This is a genomic window from Roseococcus sp., assembly GCF_965227005.1.
Taxonomy (GTDB): domain Bacteria; phylum Pseudomonadota; class Alphaproteobacteria; order Acetobacterales; family Acetobacteraceae; genus Roseococcus.
On record NZ_CBDDFJ010000020.1, the window covers coordinates 70,696 to 86,329 of the forward strand.

12 protein-coding genes and 1 pseudogene are annotated in these 15,634 nt (G+C 69.9%); 8 read left to right on the plus strand and 5 right to left on the minus strand.

What is annotated here, in order from left to right; all coding sequences use genetic code 11:
• Positions 1 to 7 precede the first annotated feature (7 nt).
• From ACO057_RS10610 to ACO057_RS10640, 7 genes and pseudogenes are all read left to right on the plus strand, one after another.
• The gene (locus ACO057_RS10610; RefSeq protein WP_421991421.1) at positions 8 to 1,519 is read left to right on the plus strand and encodes a TSCPD domain-containing protein; all 1,512 of its coding nucleotides are present in this window, start codon (positions 8 to 10) and stop codon (positions 1,517 to 1,519) included.
• Between the two features lie 13 nt (positions 1,520 to 1,532).
• Positions 1,533 to 1,709, plus strand: a pseudogene (locus ACO057_RS10615) (RidA family protein); the annotation flags it as partial.
• A gap of 97 nt (positions 1,710 to 1,806) precedes the next feature.
• Positions 1,807 to 1,998: a RidA family protein gene (locus ACO057_RS10620; RefSeq protein WP_421991423.1), complete on the plus strand. Its 192-nt coding sequence runs from the start codon at positions 1,807 to 1,809 to the stop codon at positions 1,996 to 1,998.
• 37 nt (positions 1,999 to 2,035) lie between these two features.
• Positions 2,036 to 3,184: a GNAT family N-acetyltransferase gene (locus ACO057_RS10625; RefSeq protein ID WP_421991425.1), complete on the plus strand. Its 1,149-nt coding sequence runs from the start codon at positions 2,036 to 2,038 to the stop codon at positions 3,182 to 3,184.
• Between the two features lie 42 nt (positions 3,185 to 3,226).
• On the plus strand, positions 3,227 to 4,066 hold the full coding sequence (locus ACO057_RS10630) for a DMT family transporter (RefSeq protein WP_421991427.1): 840 nt from the start codon (positions 3,227 to 3,229) through the stop codon (positions 4,064 to 4,066).
• Positions 4,063 to 6,123 carry a DNA/RNA helicase domain-containing protein gene (locus tag ACO057_RS10635; protein ID WP_421991429.1) on the plus strand — a complete coding sequence of 687 codons (2,061 nt, stop codon included), beginning with the start codon at positions 4,063 to 4,065 and terminating at the stop codon, positions 6,121 to 6,123. Before ACO057_RS10630 ends, ACO057_RS10635 begins: the two co-directional genes overlap by 4 nt.
• 106 nt (positions 6,124 to 6,229) lie before the next feature.
• Positions 6,230 to 6,769: a hypothetical protein gene (locus tag ACO057_RS10640; RefSeq protein WP_421991431.1), complete on the plus strand. Its 540-nt coding sequence runs from the start codon at positions 6,230 to 6,232 to the stop codon at positions 6,767 to 6,769.
• Between the two features lies 1 nt (position 6,770).
• Here the strand turns inward: ACO057_RS10640 and ACO057_RS10645 are convergent, their stop codons facing one another.
• The 4 genes from ACO057_RS10645 to ACO057_RS10660 all read right to left on the minus strand — a co-directional run bounded on the left by ACO057_RS10645 (position 6,771) and on the right by ACO057_RS10660 (position 12,030).
• Entirely contained in the window at positions 6,771 to 7,295 is a 525-nt protein-coding gene (locus ACO057_RS10645; protein WP_421991433.1) for a GNAT family N-acetyltransferase, read from the minus strand.
• 15 nt (positions 7,296 to 7,310) lie between these two features.
• On the minus strand, positions 7,311 to 8,990 hold the full coding sequence (ettA, locus tag ACO057_RS10650; protein WP_421991435.1) for an energy-dependent translational throttle protein EttA: 1,680 nt from the start codon (positions 8,988 to 8,990) through the stop codon (positions 7,311 to 7,313).
• Positions 8,991 to 9,188: 198 nt separating this feature from the next.
• On the minus strand, positions 9,189 to 9,812 hold the full coding sequence (locus ACO057_RS10655) for a redoxin domain-containing protein (protein WP_421991437.1): 624 nt from the start codon (positions 9,810 to 9,812) through the stop codon (positions 9,189 to 9,191).
• A 160-nt stretch (positions 9,813 to 9,972) separates the two neighbouring features.
• The gene (locus ACO057_RS10660; protein ID WP_421991439.1) at positions 9,973 to 12,030 is read right to left on the minus strand and encodes a protein-disulfide reductase DsbD family protein; all 2,058 of its coding nucleotides are present in this window, start codon (positions 12,028 to 12,030) and stop codon (positions 9,973 to 9,975) included.
• Positions 12,031 to 12,205: 175 nt separating this feature from the next.
• Between ACO057_RS10660 and ACO057_RS10665 the strand changes: the two genes are divergently transcribed.
• Positions 12,206 to 13,360: an OmpA family protein gene (locus tag ACO057_RS10665; protein ID WP_421991441.1), complete on the plus strand. Its 1,155-nt coding sequence runs from the start codon at positions 12,206 to 12,208 to the stop codon at positions 13,358 to 13,360.
• Positions 13,361 to 13,477: 117 nt separating this feature from the next.
• Here ACO057_RS10665 and ACO057_RS10670 read toward each other — a convergent pair whose 3' ends face one another.
• A complete protein-coding gene (locus ACO057_RS10670) occupies positions 13,478 to 15,595 on the minus strand; it encodes a sodium-translocating pyrophosphatase (protein ID WP_421991443.1) in 2,118 nt (705 codons plus the stop codon).
• Between the last annotated feature and the right edge of the window lie 39 nt (positions 15,596 to 15,634).

The window sequence follows — 15,634 nt, forward strand, 5'->3', positions numbered from 1 at the left end:
CCCCTCCATGGCACGTCTCGACGGAACCTTGTGGGAAGGGGTGGCGCTTCGGCGCACCCGCATCGGCGCGGACCCCGACGCGCCGCCTCGCGCCTTGGCGCTGCCCCTGAGCTGGGAGGAGGACGCCGCCGCCGCGCTGGCCGCTCTCGTTCCCGGAACCGGGCCGGCCACCTTGCCGCGCGTCGTCGAGGCCTGGATCGCCAGGGCGCTGGAGCGCGGCCAGAAGGCCGGGCTGCTCACGCCGGAAGAGGCGCCGCAGCTCGCCGAGGGCTGGCGCGCGCTGATCCTCACCCGTCGCGGCTCGCCCGGCGCCGAGGTCTGGCGCGGCGACGCCCGGGCCGAGCCCCGCTTCGTGCTGAATCTCCCCGCCTTCCTCGAGCCCGAGGGCGGCTTCGACCTGGAGGGCTATGGCGAGGCCTGCGCGCTCGCCGTGATGTTCCTGGACGCCATGTCCAGCGGCAAGGCGACTCGGCTGCGGCTGGGCTTCGCCGATCTCGCCGGGCTACTGGCCACGCTGAACCTCGCCTACGACAGCGCCGAGGCCCGGCAGGTCGCGGCCGGCATCGCCGCCCTGACCCGCGGCGCCGCCGAGTCCCAGAGCGGCCGCCTGGCCGCCCGTCTGGGCGCGCGCGAGCCGGTGGCGCTGATCTGGCCCACCCCGCCCGAGTCGACCCCCCTGCCCGGCCTCGCCGCCGCGGCCCGCGCCGCGCTCGACTCGGCCGCCGCCGCGCCCGGAATGCGCCATGCGGCCCTGGTGGCGCTGGCGCCGGCGGATGCCACCGAAGCATTGCTGGGGGCCGAGTCCGCCGGCATCGCCCCCGCCCCCGGCGCCACCCGTGCCGTCGAGACCGAGACGGGCATCGTGGACGTGCCGACCCGCGCGGCGATGCGCGCCCCGCCGGCCCGCGTGGCCGCGCTGCTCGGCCCGGTGAGCGACCGCTCGCGCCGCGCCATGCTCGCGGCCGTGACGCCCTTCCTGCACACCGCGCCCGCGGCGCCCGCCGCCATGCCGGCCGCCCCGCGCCCCGCCCCCACGCCGCGGCCCGTCCTGCGCCGACGCACCGGCCAGACGCTGCATGTCTCGGTCGGCGGCCATAAGGTCGCGCTACGCACTGCCGAAGAGGATGGCGTGCTGAAGGAAGTCGCCTTCAGCCTCTCCAAGGAGGGCGCCAACTACCGCAGCCTGATGGATTCCTTCGCCCAGGCGGTTTCGGCCGGTCTCGCGCGCGGCGTCTCGCTGGCGGAATATGTGGATGCCTTCGCCTATACGCGCTTCGGCCCGGCCGGAATCGTCGAGGGCGATCCCGATATCCCCCGCGCCACCTCGGTGCTGGACTGGGCCTTCCGCCGCCTGGCGATCGACTATCTGGGCGGTGCGCTGCCGCAGCCCGAGGCCGAGGACGTGACGCCCGACAGCGCCGCCCGCGCCGCCGAGCAGTCGCCGCTGCTGCCGCTCGACCTGCCCTCGGCTCCCTCCAAGACCCTGCCGCGGGCCCGTAACCTGCGCATTGTCGCCTAAAGGATTGAATGTGATGTCGAAGATCGAAGCCCGCCTTGCCGAACTGGGCCTGACGCTGCCCGAGGCCACCGCGCCCATCGCGAACTACGTCCCGTTCACGATCTCGGGGAAGACCGTCTACATCTCCGGCCAGGTGCCCCGTAAGGACGGCAAGATCTTCCCGGTCGGCCAGGTCGGCGACGCGATCTCGGTCGCCGAGGCCCAAGCGGCGGCCAAGGCCTGCATGCTCTCCATCATCGCCCCATGCGAAGACGGCGGCCGGCGGCAATCTCGACAAGATCGCCCGCGTGCTGCGCGTGACGGGCTATGTGAACTCCGCGCCGGGCTTCGGCGAGCAGCCGGCTGTCATCAATGGTGCCTCCGACCTCGCGGTCGAGGTTTTCGGCGAGGCCGGGCGCCATGCGCGCAGCGCCATCGGCGTGGCCGCCCTGCCGGGTGGGGCCGCGGTCGAGGTCGAGGCGATCCTCGAACTCGCCTGACCTGATTTTTTCGGCGAAGGGGTGCATATTCGGGGAGATGGACTCCCTCCCCGAGCTCACCCTCTCGCTGCACAAATCCATCGCCGAGATCCCTGCGGCCGATTGGGATGCCTGCGCGGGGGATAACCCCTTCGTATCGCATGCCTTTCTCGCGGCGCTGGAGGAAAGCGGCAGCGTGTCGGCCCAGACCGGCTGGCTGCCGCAGCATGCGGCACTGCGCGATGCCGGCGGCCAGCTCGTGGCCTGCGCGCCCTGCTACGCAAAGTCGCATTCCCAGGGCGAATACGTCTTCGATCATGGCTGGGCGGAGGCCTATGAGCGCGCCGGGGGACGATATTACCCCAAGCTCCAGGTGGCCGTGCCCTTCAGCCCAGTGCCGGGACCTCGGCTGCTACGGCGCCCGGGCGTTCCGGTGGCGGCGCTGGCACAGGGACTCGCCCAGGCCATGCGGGCCATCGAGTGCTCCTCGGTCCACATCACCTTCTGCACCGAGGAGGAATGGCTGGCCCTCGGCGAGGCCGGATGGCTCCAGCGACTCGGCCTGCAGTTCCATTGGCACAACCAGGGCTACACGGATTTCGACGACTTCCTCGGCGCTCTGAGCAGCCGCAAGCGCAAGGCCTTGCGGAAGGAGCGGCGCGCGGTGCTGGAATCCGGCCTGACGCTTCGTACCCTGCGCGGCGCGGAGATCACCCCCGCGCATTGGAAGGCCTTCTACCGCTTCTACCGCAACACGGTGGACGGCCGCTGGGGCGGCGCCTACCTCACGAAATCCTTCTTCCCGCTGATGGCCGAGAAGCTCGGCGACCGCGTCGTGCTGATGTGGGCCGAGCGCGACGGCGAGCCCGTCGCGGGCGCGCTGAACCTGCTGGGCGACGAGGCGCTCTACGGCCGCAACTGGGGCTGCAGCGAGGAGGTCCCCTATCTGCATTTCGAGCTGTGCTACCTGCGCGCCATCGATTTCGCGATCGCGCACAAGGTCGGCCGGGTCGAGGCCGGGGCGCAGGGCGAGCACAAGATCCAGCGCGGCTACCTGCCCGCGCCGACCTATTCGGCGCATCTCATCGCCCATCGCGGCCTTTCGCGCGCCGTGGCGGAGTTCCTGGAGGCCGAGCGTCCGGCGATGCTGGAGCGCATGGCGGAGCTGGCGACCCTCTCCCCCTATAAGCGCGACGGCGAGGCCTGACGCATTCCCATCCGCCTCGCCTATGCGCAGCTGGCGCTCGCGATGATCCTCGTGGGCGCGAATGTCGGCGTGGCGAAGATCCTGGCGGGGGCGTTGCCGATCGCGCTCATCGCCTTCCTGCGCTGCGTGCTGGCGGTGGCCGTGCTCTGGCCGCTGGCGCGCGGACTGGAGGGGCGGGTGCGGCTCTCGGGCACGATCCTGCGCAACCTGGCGCTTCAGGCTTTGTTCGGAACCGCCGTCTACAATGCGGGGCTGCTGGCCGGCTTGCGGCTGACCTCGGCGCTGGAGGGCGGAATGGTGCTGGCCACCCTGCCGGCAGTGGTGGCGATCGGCAGCTTCTTCTGGTTGCGGGAGAAGCTGACGGGGCGGCAGTGGATCGCGGCGGCGCTGGCCGGCTTCGGCATGGCGGCGATCACTCTGGCCCGGCTGGATGGCGGCGGTCACGGCTCGGCGCTGGGCAACCTGCTGATCTTCCTCGGCGTCGGCGGCGAGGCGATTTATGTGCTGCTGGCCAAGCGTATCGCGGGTGCGGTGCCGGTGATCACCGCCTCGCTCTGGATGCAGGTCTTCTCGGCACTCGTGATGCTGCCCTTCGCGGCGCCAGGGCTGGGCGCCGTCGTGGCGCTGGCGGATCCGACGCTGCTGGCGCTGCTGCTCTTCCACGCGCTGACGGCGAGCGTGCTGTGCCTGCTGCTCTGGTATAACGGGTTGAAGCGCGTCCCAGCCGGAATCGCGGGCGTCTTCACGGCCTTCCTGCCGGCCAGCGCGGCGGTGACGGCGGTGCTCTTCCTGGGTGAGAGCTTCGGCGTCGTTCATGTCGCGGGCTTCGCGCTGATGATGGCGAGTGTCATGCTCGCCACCTGGCCGCGGAGAACGGGATGAGAGCCTGGTTGGCGCTGAGCGTCCCTGAACTTCTGCAACGCCCGCCGGCCGGCATCGCGGCCGACCTCGCGGCCCAGCAGATGTCGCGACGCCTGAGCGGCGAGCCGGCGCAGCTGCGTGCCTGGGAGGCCGAGGTCGCATTGCTGCAACAGGTGCTGGCAGCGCCCGTCTGGCGCGGCGCCACCGTCGCCCTCGAATACGACATGCTGCGGCTGGAGCGGCGCATCGACGCCGTGCTGCTGACCGAGCGCGCGATCTTCGTGCTGGAGTTCAAGGTGGGCGAAGGCAGCGTGAGCCGTGCCGCCCTCGCCCAGGTCGAGGATTATGCCCAGGACCTCTGGGATTTCCACGCGGAGAGCCGTGCTTATCCCATCCTGCCGGTGCTGGTGCTGACGGAAGCCGCTCGCACCGCGCCCGTTCAGTTCGGCCTGCCCATCGCTGGCGTCGCGCCCGTCGTGCAGGCGAATGCCGCCAATCTCGCCCAACGGCTGGAAGAACTGCACGCGGCCCTGCCGCTGCCGGCGCGCCCGCTCATCGGCCGCAGATGGCTGGAGGCGGCCTATAAGCCCGTGCCCACGATCGTCGAAGCGGCCGCGCGCCTCTTCTCGCGCAACAGCGTGGCCGAGATCGCCGAAGCTCGCGCCGACACCGCCAATCTGGGCGTCACCACCGACGCCATCCTGCGCGCGCTCGATCTCGCCCGGTCACGGCAGGAGCGTGTCGTCATCTTCGTGACCGGCGTGCCGGGGGCGGGCAAGACCCTGTGCGGCCTGAACATCGTCTTCGGCGAGGAGCGGCGGGACGGAACGGCCTTCCTCACCGGCAATGCGCCCCTGGTGGCCGTCCTGCGGGAGGCCCTGGCCTGCGACCGCGCGGGCATCAGCCTCGCCCTCGGCCCGAGCAACGACCCCGAACGCCGCATGCGCTCCGGCAAGCTGCGCCAGGCACGCCACGAGACCTCGCAGGCACTGCAGAACGTGCACCGCTTTCTGGCCGACAACGCGGGATCGCGGATCCCGCCGGCCGAACGCATCATCGTCTTCGACGAAGCGCAGCGCGCCTGGAACGCGGCGCAGGCCAGCCGCGACACGCAGCGCCGCAAGAGCGTGCTGACGATGAGCGAGCCCGCCCATGCCCTGGCCATCATGAGCCGCCACGAGGGCTTCGCCGCCATCGTCGCGCTCATCGGCAATGGCCAGGAAATCAACACGGGCGAGGCGGGACTCGCCGAATGGGGCCGCGTGATCGCGGCCACGCCGGGCTGGCGGGCGGTGGCGGCGTCGCGCAGCTTGCAGGCCCCGGAGCCGGCTCAGCGCCTGAGCGACGAGGCCGCGCCCTGGCTGACCCTCGACGATTCCCTGGACCTCACCGTGCCCATCCGCAGCGTCCGCACGACGGCGGGCGCATCCTGGGTCGATGCGGTGCTGCGGGGCGATGCCGCCGCGGCCGCGCGCATCTCCGCCGAGGCCGGCGGCGTGCCCTATGTCGTGACGCGCTCGCTCGACGCCGCCCGGGTCGCCTTGCGCGACATGACGCCGGGGCTGCGGCGCGCCGGCTTCGTGCGCTCCTCCGGCGCGCGGCGGCTGCGGGCGGAGGGTTTCGACGCGCAGCTCATGGGAACGGAGGAACCCGTGGCGTGGTTCCTGGAGCGCTGGCCCGACATCCGGGCCTCCGACGCGCTCGAGGTCTGCGCGACGGAATATGCCTGCCAGGGCCTCGAACTGGATGCGGTGGGCCTGGCCTGGGGCGGCGATCTGATCCGGGCGGGCGCGAACTGGCGCTGCCGCAGCTTCGCCGGGCGGGGCTGGCAGACGGTGAAGGCCGCGGAAGAGATCGAGTTCATCCGCAACACCTATCGAGTCCTGCTCACCCGGGCGCGCTACGAGACGGTGATCTGGGTGCCGGGGGGCAGCGCGGAGGATGATCCCTTCCACGACCCAACGCGCCCCGCCGCCGAAATGGATGCGCTCGCCCAATACCTGATCGCCTGCGGCGCCCAGGCCCTCGATGCCGCGAGCCAGCCCACTCGTCTCCCGGAGCTGGCGACCATTTTCTGACCTTGCTCACGCTTCGTTAAGAGATTCCACCGCATTCAGAGGGGGCCGCAAAAGGGCGGCACCTGAGGAGGCGATCCAGCCTGCCGGGCGACAGCGGGAAGATCCCATGCCCCATTCCACCGAGCTGCAAACCGCCACCAGCAACATGGCGCAATCCGATGCGGCGCGTCTTCTCGGCCTGGTCCTGCGGACATGCCAGGCGCTCCAGGCGATGGTCGCGAGCCTGGAGGCCCTGGACAGCGTGCTCCTGCGTTTCGAGCAGCTGGCCACCCCAGGCGAACGGCCGACGGAGCTTCTGGCCGGCACCTGCGACACCGTCGCGCGGGTGATTTCGCTGCTCCGGCGCGAAGGGCCGCCTTTGCTGTTCCGCGCCCAGGCACTGCGGCTACGGCTGCGCCTGCAAGGCTACGCCTCCGCCAGCCCGGCGACGGTCGCGATGCGCAGGCTCCACGCGGATCTCGATGGGCTGGCCGCCTTCCGGATGGAGGATGCCGCACATTGGGGTTTCATCGTGCGGCGTCTGCGGACCAACACCATGGTGCTGCTCGCCGAATTCGACGCTCAGCGACGGGGCATGAGCCTGCCCGAGGCGCAACCGGCGCCCCCGCCCTTGGAAGCGCCCGCGCCCATCGCCCTCGCGCGCTGAATCAGCCCGGAGCGAGGCTCTCGAAGACCAGCATGCGATGGCCGCGATTCTCGAACTCGTCGCACTCGCGCATGCCGATATCCATCAGCACCGCGCGCGAGGGGTGGTTGCTCTCCCGCGCCACGCCGATGATGCGCGGCAGCCCTGCCGCATGGCCGAATTCCACCCCGGCCTTGGCCGCCTCCCGCGCATAGCCCTTGCCGCGGCAGGCCGGCCAGAGCGCGAAGCGCACCGCGATGCCCCGCCCGTCGGGGCGTTCCATCAGCCCGGCGATCCCGAGGAAGTCCCCGGTTTCGCGCAGGAAGACGCTCCAGGTGCCATAGCCGCGCACCTGCCAGAAGGCGATGTCGTCCTCGAGCTCCTCGCGCACGCGCTCCATGGAACGCGCGCCGTGCAGCATATAGCCGAACACCGTCTCGTCGGTCTTGAGGCGGATCAGATCCGGCAGTTGTTCCAGGCCTGGCGGCAGAAGGGACAGCCGCGCGGTCGTGATGATCCGCGGCGAACTCAGCAGACTGCGATGCATAATGGCATCTCCGCGTTACCGAACGAGGGGCCGGTACTTGATCCGATGGGGCTGGTCCGCGTTGGCGCCGAGTCGTCGCTTCTTGTCGGCCTCGTAGGCCTGGAAGTTGCCCTCGAACCACTCGACATGGCTGTCGCCCTCGAAGGCGAGGATGTGGGTCGCGAGACGGTCGAGGAACCAGCGATCATGGCTGATGACCACGACGCAGCCGGCGAATTCCATCAGCGCCTCTTCAAGCGCGCGCAGCGTGTCGACGTCGAGGTCGTTGGTCGGTTCGTCGAGCAGCAGGACATTGTGCGGAACCGCCAGCATCTTCGCGAGATGCACGCGATTGCGCTCACCGCCCGAGAGCACGCCCACGCGCTTCTGCTGGTCGCCGCCCTTGAAGTTGAAGGCGGCGGTATAGGCCCGCGAGGCGATGCTGCGCTTGCCGATGTTGATCATGTCGTCGCCGCCGGAGATTTCCTGCCAGACGGACTTGGTGTCATCCAGGCTGTCGCGCGACTGATCGACGTAACCCAGCCGAACCGAATCGCCGACCTTGAGCGTGCCGGCATCCGGCTCCTCATTGCCGGTGATCATGCGGAACAGCGTGGTCTTGCCCGCGCCGTTCGGCCCGATGACGCCGACGATGCCGCCCGGCGGCAGCTTGAAGGTCAGGTCGTCGATCAGCAGGCGGTTGCCATAGGCCTTGCGCAGCCCCTCGGCCTCGATGACGATATTGCCCAGGCGCGGCGGCGGGGAGATGAGGATCTCGACCTCGCCCAGGCCACGATCCTGGCTCGCCTCCAGCAGCTCCTCGTAGCGCGAGATACGCGCCTTGCTCTTGGCTTGGCGGGCGGAGGGGCTGCGCCCGATCCACTCCTGCTCGGCGGCCAGGGTGCGGATGCGGGCGGTGTCCTCGCGATTCTCCTGCTCCAGGCGCTTACGCTTCTGCTCCAGATAGGCGGAGTAGTTGCCCTGGTAGGGGAAGCCGCGGCCGCGATCGACCTCGAGGATCCAGTTGGTCACGTTGTCGAGGAAGTAGCGGTCGTGGGTGACGATCAGCACGGCGCCCGGATAGTCGCGCAGCGTGTGCTCGAGCCAGGAGACGCTCTCGGCATCCAGGTGGTTGGTCGGCTCATCGAGCAGCAGAAGCTCGGGCTTTTCCAGCAGCAGACGGCACAGCGCCACGCGGCGCCGCTCGCCGCCCGAGAGGTTCTCCACCGAGGATTCCGCCGGTGGGCAGCGCAGCGCGTCCAGCGCGATGTCCACGCGGCGGTCCAGCTCCCAGCCGTCGGCGGCGTCGATGGCCTCCTGCAGTTCGCCCTGCTCGGCGAGGAGCGAGTTCATCTCGTCCTCGGTCATCTCCTCCATGAAACGCTCGGAGATCTCGTTGAAGCGCTTCAGCTGCGCTTCCAGCGTCGCGAAGGCCGCGCGGACGTTCTCGCCGACGTTCTTGGTGGGGTCGAGCTGCGGCTCCTGCGCCAGGTAGCCGACGCGCGCGCCCTCGGCGACCCAGGCCTCGCCGCCATAGTCCCGGTCCAGGCCGGCCATGATCTTCATGAGGGTGGACTTGCCGGCGCCGTTGGGGCCCAGCACGCCGATCTTCACGTCGGGCAGGAAGGACAGGGTGATGCCCTTGAAGACCTCGCGGCCACCCGGATAGGACTTGGTGAGGTCCTTCATGACATAGACGTATTGGTATGCGGGCATGGCGCGCGGAGCCTCGGAGCTGAAAGGTTGCGGCGCTTCTACCGCCTGAGGGCCAAGCGGGAAAGCATGGGCCAAGCGTCATGTGGCCACAGCGCCGCCGCAGCGCAACACAGACGCGCCCGCCATTCCTGCCGCGCGCTCTTCTCGGCCGACCTGCGCCTGACGATTTTCAGCCCGAGGGCGCTTTTGCGATCGGCCTCAGGCGTCCGAATACTTGATCGCGCAGCCATAGGGCGGCGTCACCGCGCGCGCGATCTGGCGGCCATCGCGGACCGCGATCGTGGCATCGCGCAGGTAAGGCTCCGCACGGGCCACATCCTCGACGCGGGTCGAGCGGATGCTGTCGATCGCGCCCATGTAGCGCAGTTGCCCCTCGGCATCGATCACATACATCCCCGGCGTCGTCGTCGCGGCATAGGCGCGCGCGGCCTGGCTGCGATGATCGAGAAGCACGGCCAGAGGAGCGGCATTGCGGCTGGCGGTGAGCGCCTTGGCCTCCGGGCCCGTGACATGCCCCTGCTCGCCGACCGGCGAGGCCGCGACGGAGAGCCAGGCGATGTTGCGGGACGCCGCTTCGCGCTGAAGGCCCTGCATATTGCCGCTGTTGTAGTGCTTCCGCACATAGGGGCAGTCGTGATTGGTGAATTCCAGCACCACCACCCGCCCCCTGAAATCCGAAAGGCGGCGAAGCGTGCCGTCCTGGTCCGGCAAGGCGAAGTCGGGCGCCGGCGCGCCGATCGCAGGCGTGGTCGAGGCAAGGCCCGGCATCATGGGCAGGGTGGCGGCGGCCAGCAGGGCGCCGCGTCGGGTCAGCTTGGCCATCGTATTACGCCTCGATGAAGGGGAAGCAATCCATATCGTGCCGATCGGGGCCTCCGCAATGTGATTCAGGAGGCCCTTCCGTGACAGGAACTTAGCGGCCACTCTCCCTCGAAGCGGCCCGCCACTCCGGGAAAGGAAAACCTGCCCGCGAGGGCCGCCGCTAGACGCGCGAGGTCGCCGCGGCGATGGCCCGCAGCATGATGCCCTCGGTGAGGATCTGCGGCAGGATCGCCGGCGCGCCGCCGCCCGCTGGATAGAGCAGATAGAGCGGAACCCCGTCGCGGCCCTGGGCGCGGAGCAGGGCGGTGATGGCCGGGTCGCCATTGGTCCAGTCGCCGGTGAGCACGGTCACATCCCCGGCGGCGAAGGCGGCCCGCACGGCGGCGGTGTCCAGCGCCACACGCTCATTCACCTTGCAGGAGATACACCAGGCCGCGGTCAGGTTCACGAAGACGGGCCTGCCCTCCTCGCGCAGCGCGTCGAGACGGGGGGCGCTCCAGGGCTCGCCGAGCTGGGCCGAGGCGGCGGCGCCACCCGCCGTGCCGGATTTGAGCAGGGGCAGGAGGGCCAGCGCGGCGATCAGCGACAGCGCCGCGCCGCCGATGAACCACCGCCGGGCGGAACCTTGCTGCGCGAGGCCGAGCGCCCAGGCCGCCATGCCCAGCAACACGCCGCCGACCAGGACGAGCAGGGTGCCGTCCGGCCCCGCCTGCTGGGCGACGACCCAGACCAGCCAGGCAGCCGCCAGGTACATCGGGAAAGCGAGAAACTGCTTCAGCCGGTCCATCCAGGCGCCCGGCCGCGGCAGGACTCGCGCGAAGCTGGGAAAGACGCCGAGCAGCGCATAGGGCAGCGCGAGGCCCAGGCCCATCGCCCCGAAGATCGCCAGTGTCTCCAGGGGCGGCATGGCCAGCGCCGCGCCGATCGCCGCCGCCATGAAGGGGGCCGTGCAGGGCGTGGCCACCAGCACCGCCAGCACCCCGGCGAAGAAGCTCCCCGCCCGGCCGCCTTTGGCCGCCAGCCCCGAGCCGACGCCGACCGGCCCGCCGATCGCATAGACGCCCGAAAGGTTCAGCCCCACCGCCAGCATCAGCCAGGCCATGCCCGCCACGAAGAAGGGTGAGGTGAACTGGAAGCCCCAGCCCGCCAGGGAGCCCGCCGCGCGCAACCCCAGCATCGCCCCGCCGATCGCCAGGAAGGACAGGACGACGCCCGCCGTATAGGCCGCCGCATGGGCGCGAACGACGCTCCGCTCCGCGCCGGCGAGCCGGGCCACCGCGATGGCCTTCATCGCCAGGATCGGGAAGACGCAGGGCATGAGGTTGAGGATCAGCCCGCCCAGCGCGGCGAAGACCAAGGCCTGCCAAAGTGCCAAGGCGGCCCCCGTGCCCGGCATCGGGCCGGGGACGGCGCTCACCCAATAGGCGCCGCGCACCCCGGCGGCGTCGGTGATGGCGACGACGCCCTCGGCGGTCGCGGGCATGGGGCCGGAGGCACGGGTCAGGCCCAGGGTGAAGCCGCCCTCGCGCGCGGTCAGCGGCTGGGGCGTGGCGTTCTCGACGACCATCTGCTCCAGCGGGAAGAAGAAGGCCTCGCGCAGCGCGCCGGGCGAAAGACCCGGCCCTTCGAGGCTGATCGCGCCCCGCATGCCCTCGAAGCCGATACGGGCGGTGAAGGCGGCGGCGCGCGGCAGGGCGGCCTCGGCGGCGGCGAAGAGAAGCGGCGCGGAGGGGCGCGCGTTCGCCTCCACCGGGATGTCGAGGGTGAAGCGCCCCTCCTCGGGGATGCAGACCCGCTCGCAGATCAGCCAGTCGGCGCTGGCCTCGATGCGCTGGGTCTGGCCGGGGACCAGGTTCGCGGGCGGGCGGACCTCCATGAGGAAGATGGCCTCGTCCTCATATCCGAAATTCACCAGCGGTCCGAAGGGGATGCGGTGCGGCGCGGGGAATTGCAGCTCGCCGGCCGTCCAGCCCTCCGGCAGCTCCAGCCTCAGCTCCGGCGGCTGGCCGGCATCTCCGGGGTTGCGCCAATAGGTGTGCCAGCCAGGGGCCATCTTCTGGCGCAGGGCAAGCCGGAAGGGCTGGCCCGGCGCGATGGCCGCCGCCTCCGAAACCAGGGTCACCGTCGCGCGAGGGGAACGGACCGGCGCGGACTCCAGGGCGAGGGCGGGGCCGGCCGACAGAAGAAGAAGGGTGATGAGGGCGAGAAAGGCGCGCATCGGCCACCTGCTACCGGCTGGCGCCCCTCCACGGCAAGGATGAACTTCGCCGCCAACCTTACGACGATGGCGTGACAGAAATATCACGTCGCATGCGAGTTTCCGGAAACCCGGAAACTGTGACCCTATATGGAGGTTGAGACGCTCGACCACCCGCGTTTCCGGAGAGAATAACATGTCACCCTTCAAGACTTCCCTACTGGCCGGCGCCTCCCTGATGGCCCTGCCCGCCTTCGCCCAGGCGCAGAGCTTCGTGGACCAGTTCCGCCTCGCCCCGCAGCAGACCGTCAGCGGCGTGTATATCGGTGCCGGCGCCGGCGTGAATCTGATCGAGAACAGCGCGCTCCGCAGTGACGCCACCCTGGCTCAGGGCCTGCGCAACAACGGTATCGGCGGCCGCGGCCGTGCGATCTTCGAGCCCGGCTATACCGGCGTCATCTCCGCCGGCTGGGGCTTCGGCAACGGCCTGCGCGTCGAGGTGGAAGGCAACTTCCGGCAGAACGACATCGACAAGGTCAGCGGCTTCAACGGCGCGGGCCTGGGCAACCGTGCGGGCGGCATCCAGCGCACCTACGGCGCGATGGCCAACGTCCTCTATGACTTCCGCATCCCCGGCGCTCCCTGGGTTGTCCCCTATATTGGTGGTGGCGTGGGTTACGCCTGGCGCCAGTGGGACGGCCTGAGCAGCAACAGCCCGCGCGGCCCGATCCTGTCGAGCGGCATTGAAGGCGGCTTCGCCTACCAGGCCATCGGTGGCGCGGCCTTCCCGATCGCGGCCGTTCCCGGCCTCGCGGTGACGGCCGAGTATCGCTACTTCGCGACCGATATGAGCGACATGAACACCCGCGCGGTGAACAGGAACAACGTCGGCGTGGCCGGTGGCCAGCTGCGCAGCGCCAACGAGAACCACTCGGTCCTCGTGGGTCTCCGCTACGCCTTCAACCAGCCTGCGCCCCCGCCGCCGCCGGCGCCCGTCGCCGCCGTCGGACAGCCCGCTCCGGCCCGCACCTACCTGGTCTTCTTCGACTGGGATCGCGCGGACCTGACGGATCGTGCCCGCCAGATCATCACCGATGCCGCCCAGAACGCGCGCACGGTGGGCTCGACCCGCATCGAGGTGGCCGGCCACGCCGACCGCACCGGTACGGCCGTCTACAACCAGCGCCTGTCCGTGCGTCGCGGCGAGGCGGTGGCCGGCGAGCTGGTTCGTCACGGCGTTGCCCGCGACCAGATCTCGGTCCAGGGCTTCGGCTTCGATCGTCCGCTGGTCCCGACGGCGATGGGCGTGCGCGAGCCGCAGAACCGTCGCGTGGAAATCGTCCTGCGCTGATCGCGCAAGCCGAAACGAAGGGGGCCGCCGGGAAACCGGCGGCCCCTTTTTCGTATGCGGCGGCGGATCATGAAAAAGGCCGGCCGGGTTGCCCCGGCCGGCCCGATCCAGCCTGGATCAATGCGCCAGGATGGCCAGCAGCAGCAGCGCGACGATGTTGGTGATCTTGATCATCGGGTTCACGGCGGGGCCCGCCGTGTCCTTGTAGGGGTCGCCCACCGTGTCGCCGGTCACGGCGGCCTTGTGGGCGTCGCTGCCCTTGCCGCCGTAATGGCCCTCCTCGATGTACTTCTTGGCGTTGTCCCAGGCGCCGCCGCCCGTCGTCATCGAGACGGCCACGAAGAAGCCGTTCACGATCACGCCCAGCAGCATCGCCCCCAGCGCCGCGAAGGCCGAGGCCTTGCCGGCGATGGCATAGATCAGGAAGTACCAGACGATCGGGCTGAGCACCGGCAGCAGCGAGGGGATGATCATCTCCTTGATCGCCGCCTTGGTCAGCATGTCCACCGCGCGCCCGTAATCGGGCTTGTCGGTGCCCTGCATGATGCCCGGCTTCTCGCGGAACTGGCGCCGGACCTCCTCCACCACGGCCTGGGCCGCGCGGCCCACCGCCGTCATGGCCATGCCGCCGAAGAGATAGGGCAGCAGCCCGCCGAAGAGCAGCCCGACCACGACATAGGGATTGGCCAGGGAGAAATCGACGACCCCGATGCCCGCGAAGTACGGATAGAGCGTCGGATTGGCGATGAAGTGGTTCAGGTCCTGCGTATAGGCCGCGAAGAGCACCAGCGCACCGAGGCCCGCCGAGCCGATCGCATAGCCCTTGGTCACCGCCTTGGTCGTGTTGCCCACGGCGTCCAGCGCGTCGGTGATGACGCGGGTTTCCGGCGGCAGGCCCGCCATTTCCGCGATGCCGCCCGCATTGTCCGTCACCGGACCGAAGGCATCGAGCGCCACGATCATCCCGGCCAGGGCCAGCATGGTCGTCGTCGCGATCGCGATGCCGTAGAGGCCCGCGAGGCTGAAGGAGCAGATCACGCCCGCGATGATGATGAGCGCGGGAATGGCCGTGCTCTCCATGCTGACGGCCAGGCCGCGGATCACATTGGTGCCGTGGCCGGTCTGCGAGGATTCCGCGATGCTCTGCACCGGGCGGAACTGGGTGCCCGTGTAGTATTCGGTGATGATGACGATCGCCGCCGTCACGCCGAGTCCGACCGCCCCGCAGAGGAACAGGTGGATGGCGCCGAAGGTATGCCCCCCCGCCGAGACCGCACCTGTGCCAAAGAAGATATAGGACAGTGGCAGAAGTGCCACGAGGCTCAGAACGCCCGTAACGATCAGCCCGCGATACATCGCGCCCATGATCGACTGGCTGGCCGGCAGCTTCACGAAATAGGTGCCGACGATGGAGGTCAGGACGCAGACGGCGCCGATCGCCAGGGGGAAGAGCATCGCATTAACGCGGCCCGCCTCGGTGAAGCTGATCGCGGCCAGGACCATGGTGGCGACGGCGGTGACGGCATAGGTCTCGAAGAGGTCGGCCGCCATGCCGGCGCAATCGCCGACATTGTCGCCCACGTTGTCGGCGATGGTGGCGGGGTTGCGGGGGTCGTCCTCGGGAATTCCGGCCTCGACCTTGCCGACCATGTCGCCGCCGACATCGGCGCCCTTGGTGAAGATACCGCCGCCGAGGCGGGCGAAGATCGAGATGAGGGAGGCGCCGAAGCCCAGCGCCACGAGGCTGTCGATCACGACGCGGTCATTCACCGCATGGCCGCTGATCACGACCAGCACGAAGAAATAGATGGCCACACCCAGCAGCGCGAGGCCGGCGACCAGCATGCCCGTGATGGCGCCCGACTTGAAGGCGAGGTCCAGCCCCGCGGCCAGGCCATGGGTGCTGGCCTCGGCGGTGCGGACATTGGCCCGGACCGAGACGTTCATGCCGATGAAGCCCGCCAGGCCCGACAGCACCGCGCCGATGAGGAAGCCCACCGCGACCGTCCCGCCCAGGAAGACATAGACGAGAATGAAGAGGACCGCGCCCACCGCGCCGATGGTCATGTACTGGCGCTTCAGATAGGCGGACGCGCCCTCCTGGATGGCCTGGGCAATCTCCTGCATGCGGGCATTGCCGGCCGGCTTGGCCATGATTTCCTTGGTCGTGATCCAGCCATAGGCGAGCGACGTCGCCCCCAGCAGGATCACAAGCAATAACGTGACTGTGATCACCTAGACTTTCCCTTTTCCTGTAAGTCCGCCGCCTTATCG

Bases quoted from the DNA above. Each gene is read 5' to 3' on its own strand.
- ettA (WP_421991435.1), bottom strand. From the start codon at position 8,990: ATGCCCGCATACCAATACGTCTATGTCATGAAGGACCTCACCAAGTCC.
- ACO057_RS10655 (WP_421991437.1), bottom strand. From the start codon at position 9,812: ATGGCCAAGCTGACCCGACGCGGCGCCCTGCTGGCCGCCGCCACCCTG.
- ACO057_RS10665 (WP_421991441.1), top strand. From the start codon at position 12,206: ATGTCACCCTTCAAGACTTCCCTACTGGCCGGCGCCTCCCTGATGGCC.
- ACO057_RS10610 (WP_421991421.1), top strand. From the start codon at position 8: ATGGCACGTCTCGACGGAACCTTGTGGGAAGGGGTGGCGCTTCGGCGC.
- ACO057_RS10625 (WP_421991425.1), top strand. From the start codon at position 2,036: ATGGACTCCCTCCCCGAGCTCACCCTCTCGCTGCACAAATCCATCGCC.
- ACO057_RS10645 (WP_421991433.1), bottom strand. From the start codon at position 7,295: ATGCATCGCAGTCTGCTGAGTTCGCCGCGGATCATCACGACCGCGCGG.
- ACO057_RS10640 (WP_421991431.1), top strand. From the start codon at position 6,230: ATGCCCCATTCCACCGAGCTGCAAACCGCCACCAGCAACATGGCGCAA.
- ACO057_RS10630 (WP_421991427.1), top strand. From the start codon at position 3,227: ATGATCCTCGTGGGCGCGAATGTCGGCGTGGCGAAGATCCTGGCGGGG.
- ACO057_RS10635 (WP_421991429.1), top strand. From the start codon at position 4,063: ATGAGAGCCTGGTTGGCGCTGAGCGTCCCTGAACTTCTGCAACGCCCG.
- ACO057_RS10660 (WP_421991439.1), bottom strand. From the start codon at position 12,030: ATGCGCGCCTTTCTCGCCCTCATCACCCTTCTTCTTCTGTCGGCCGGC.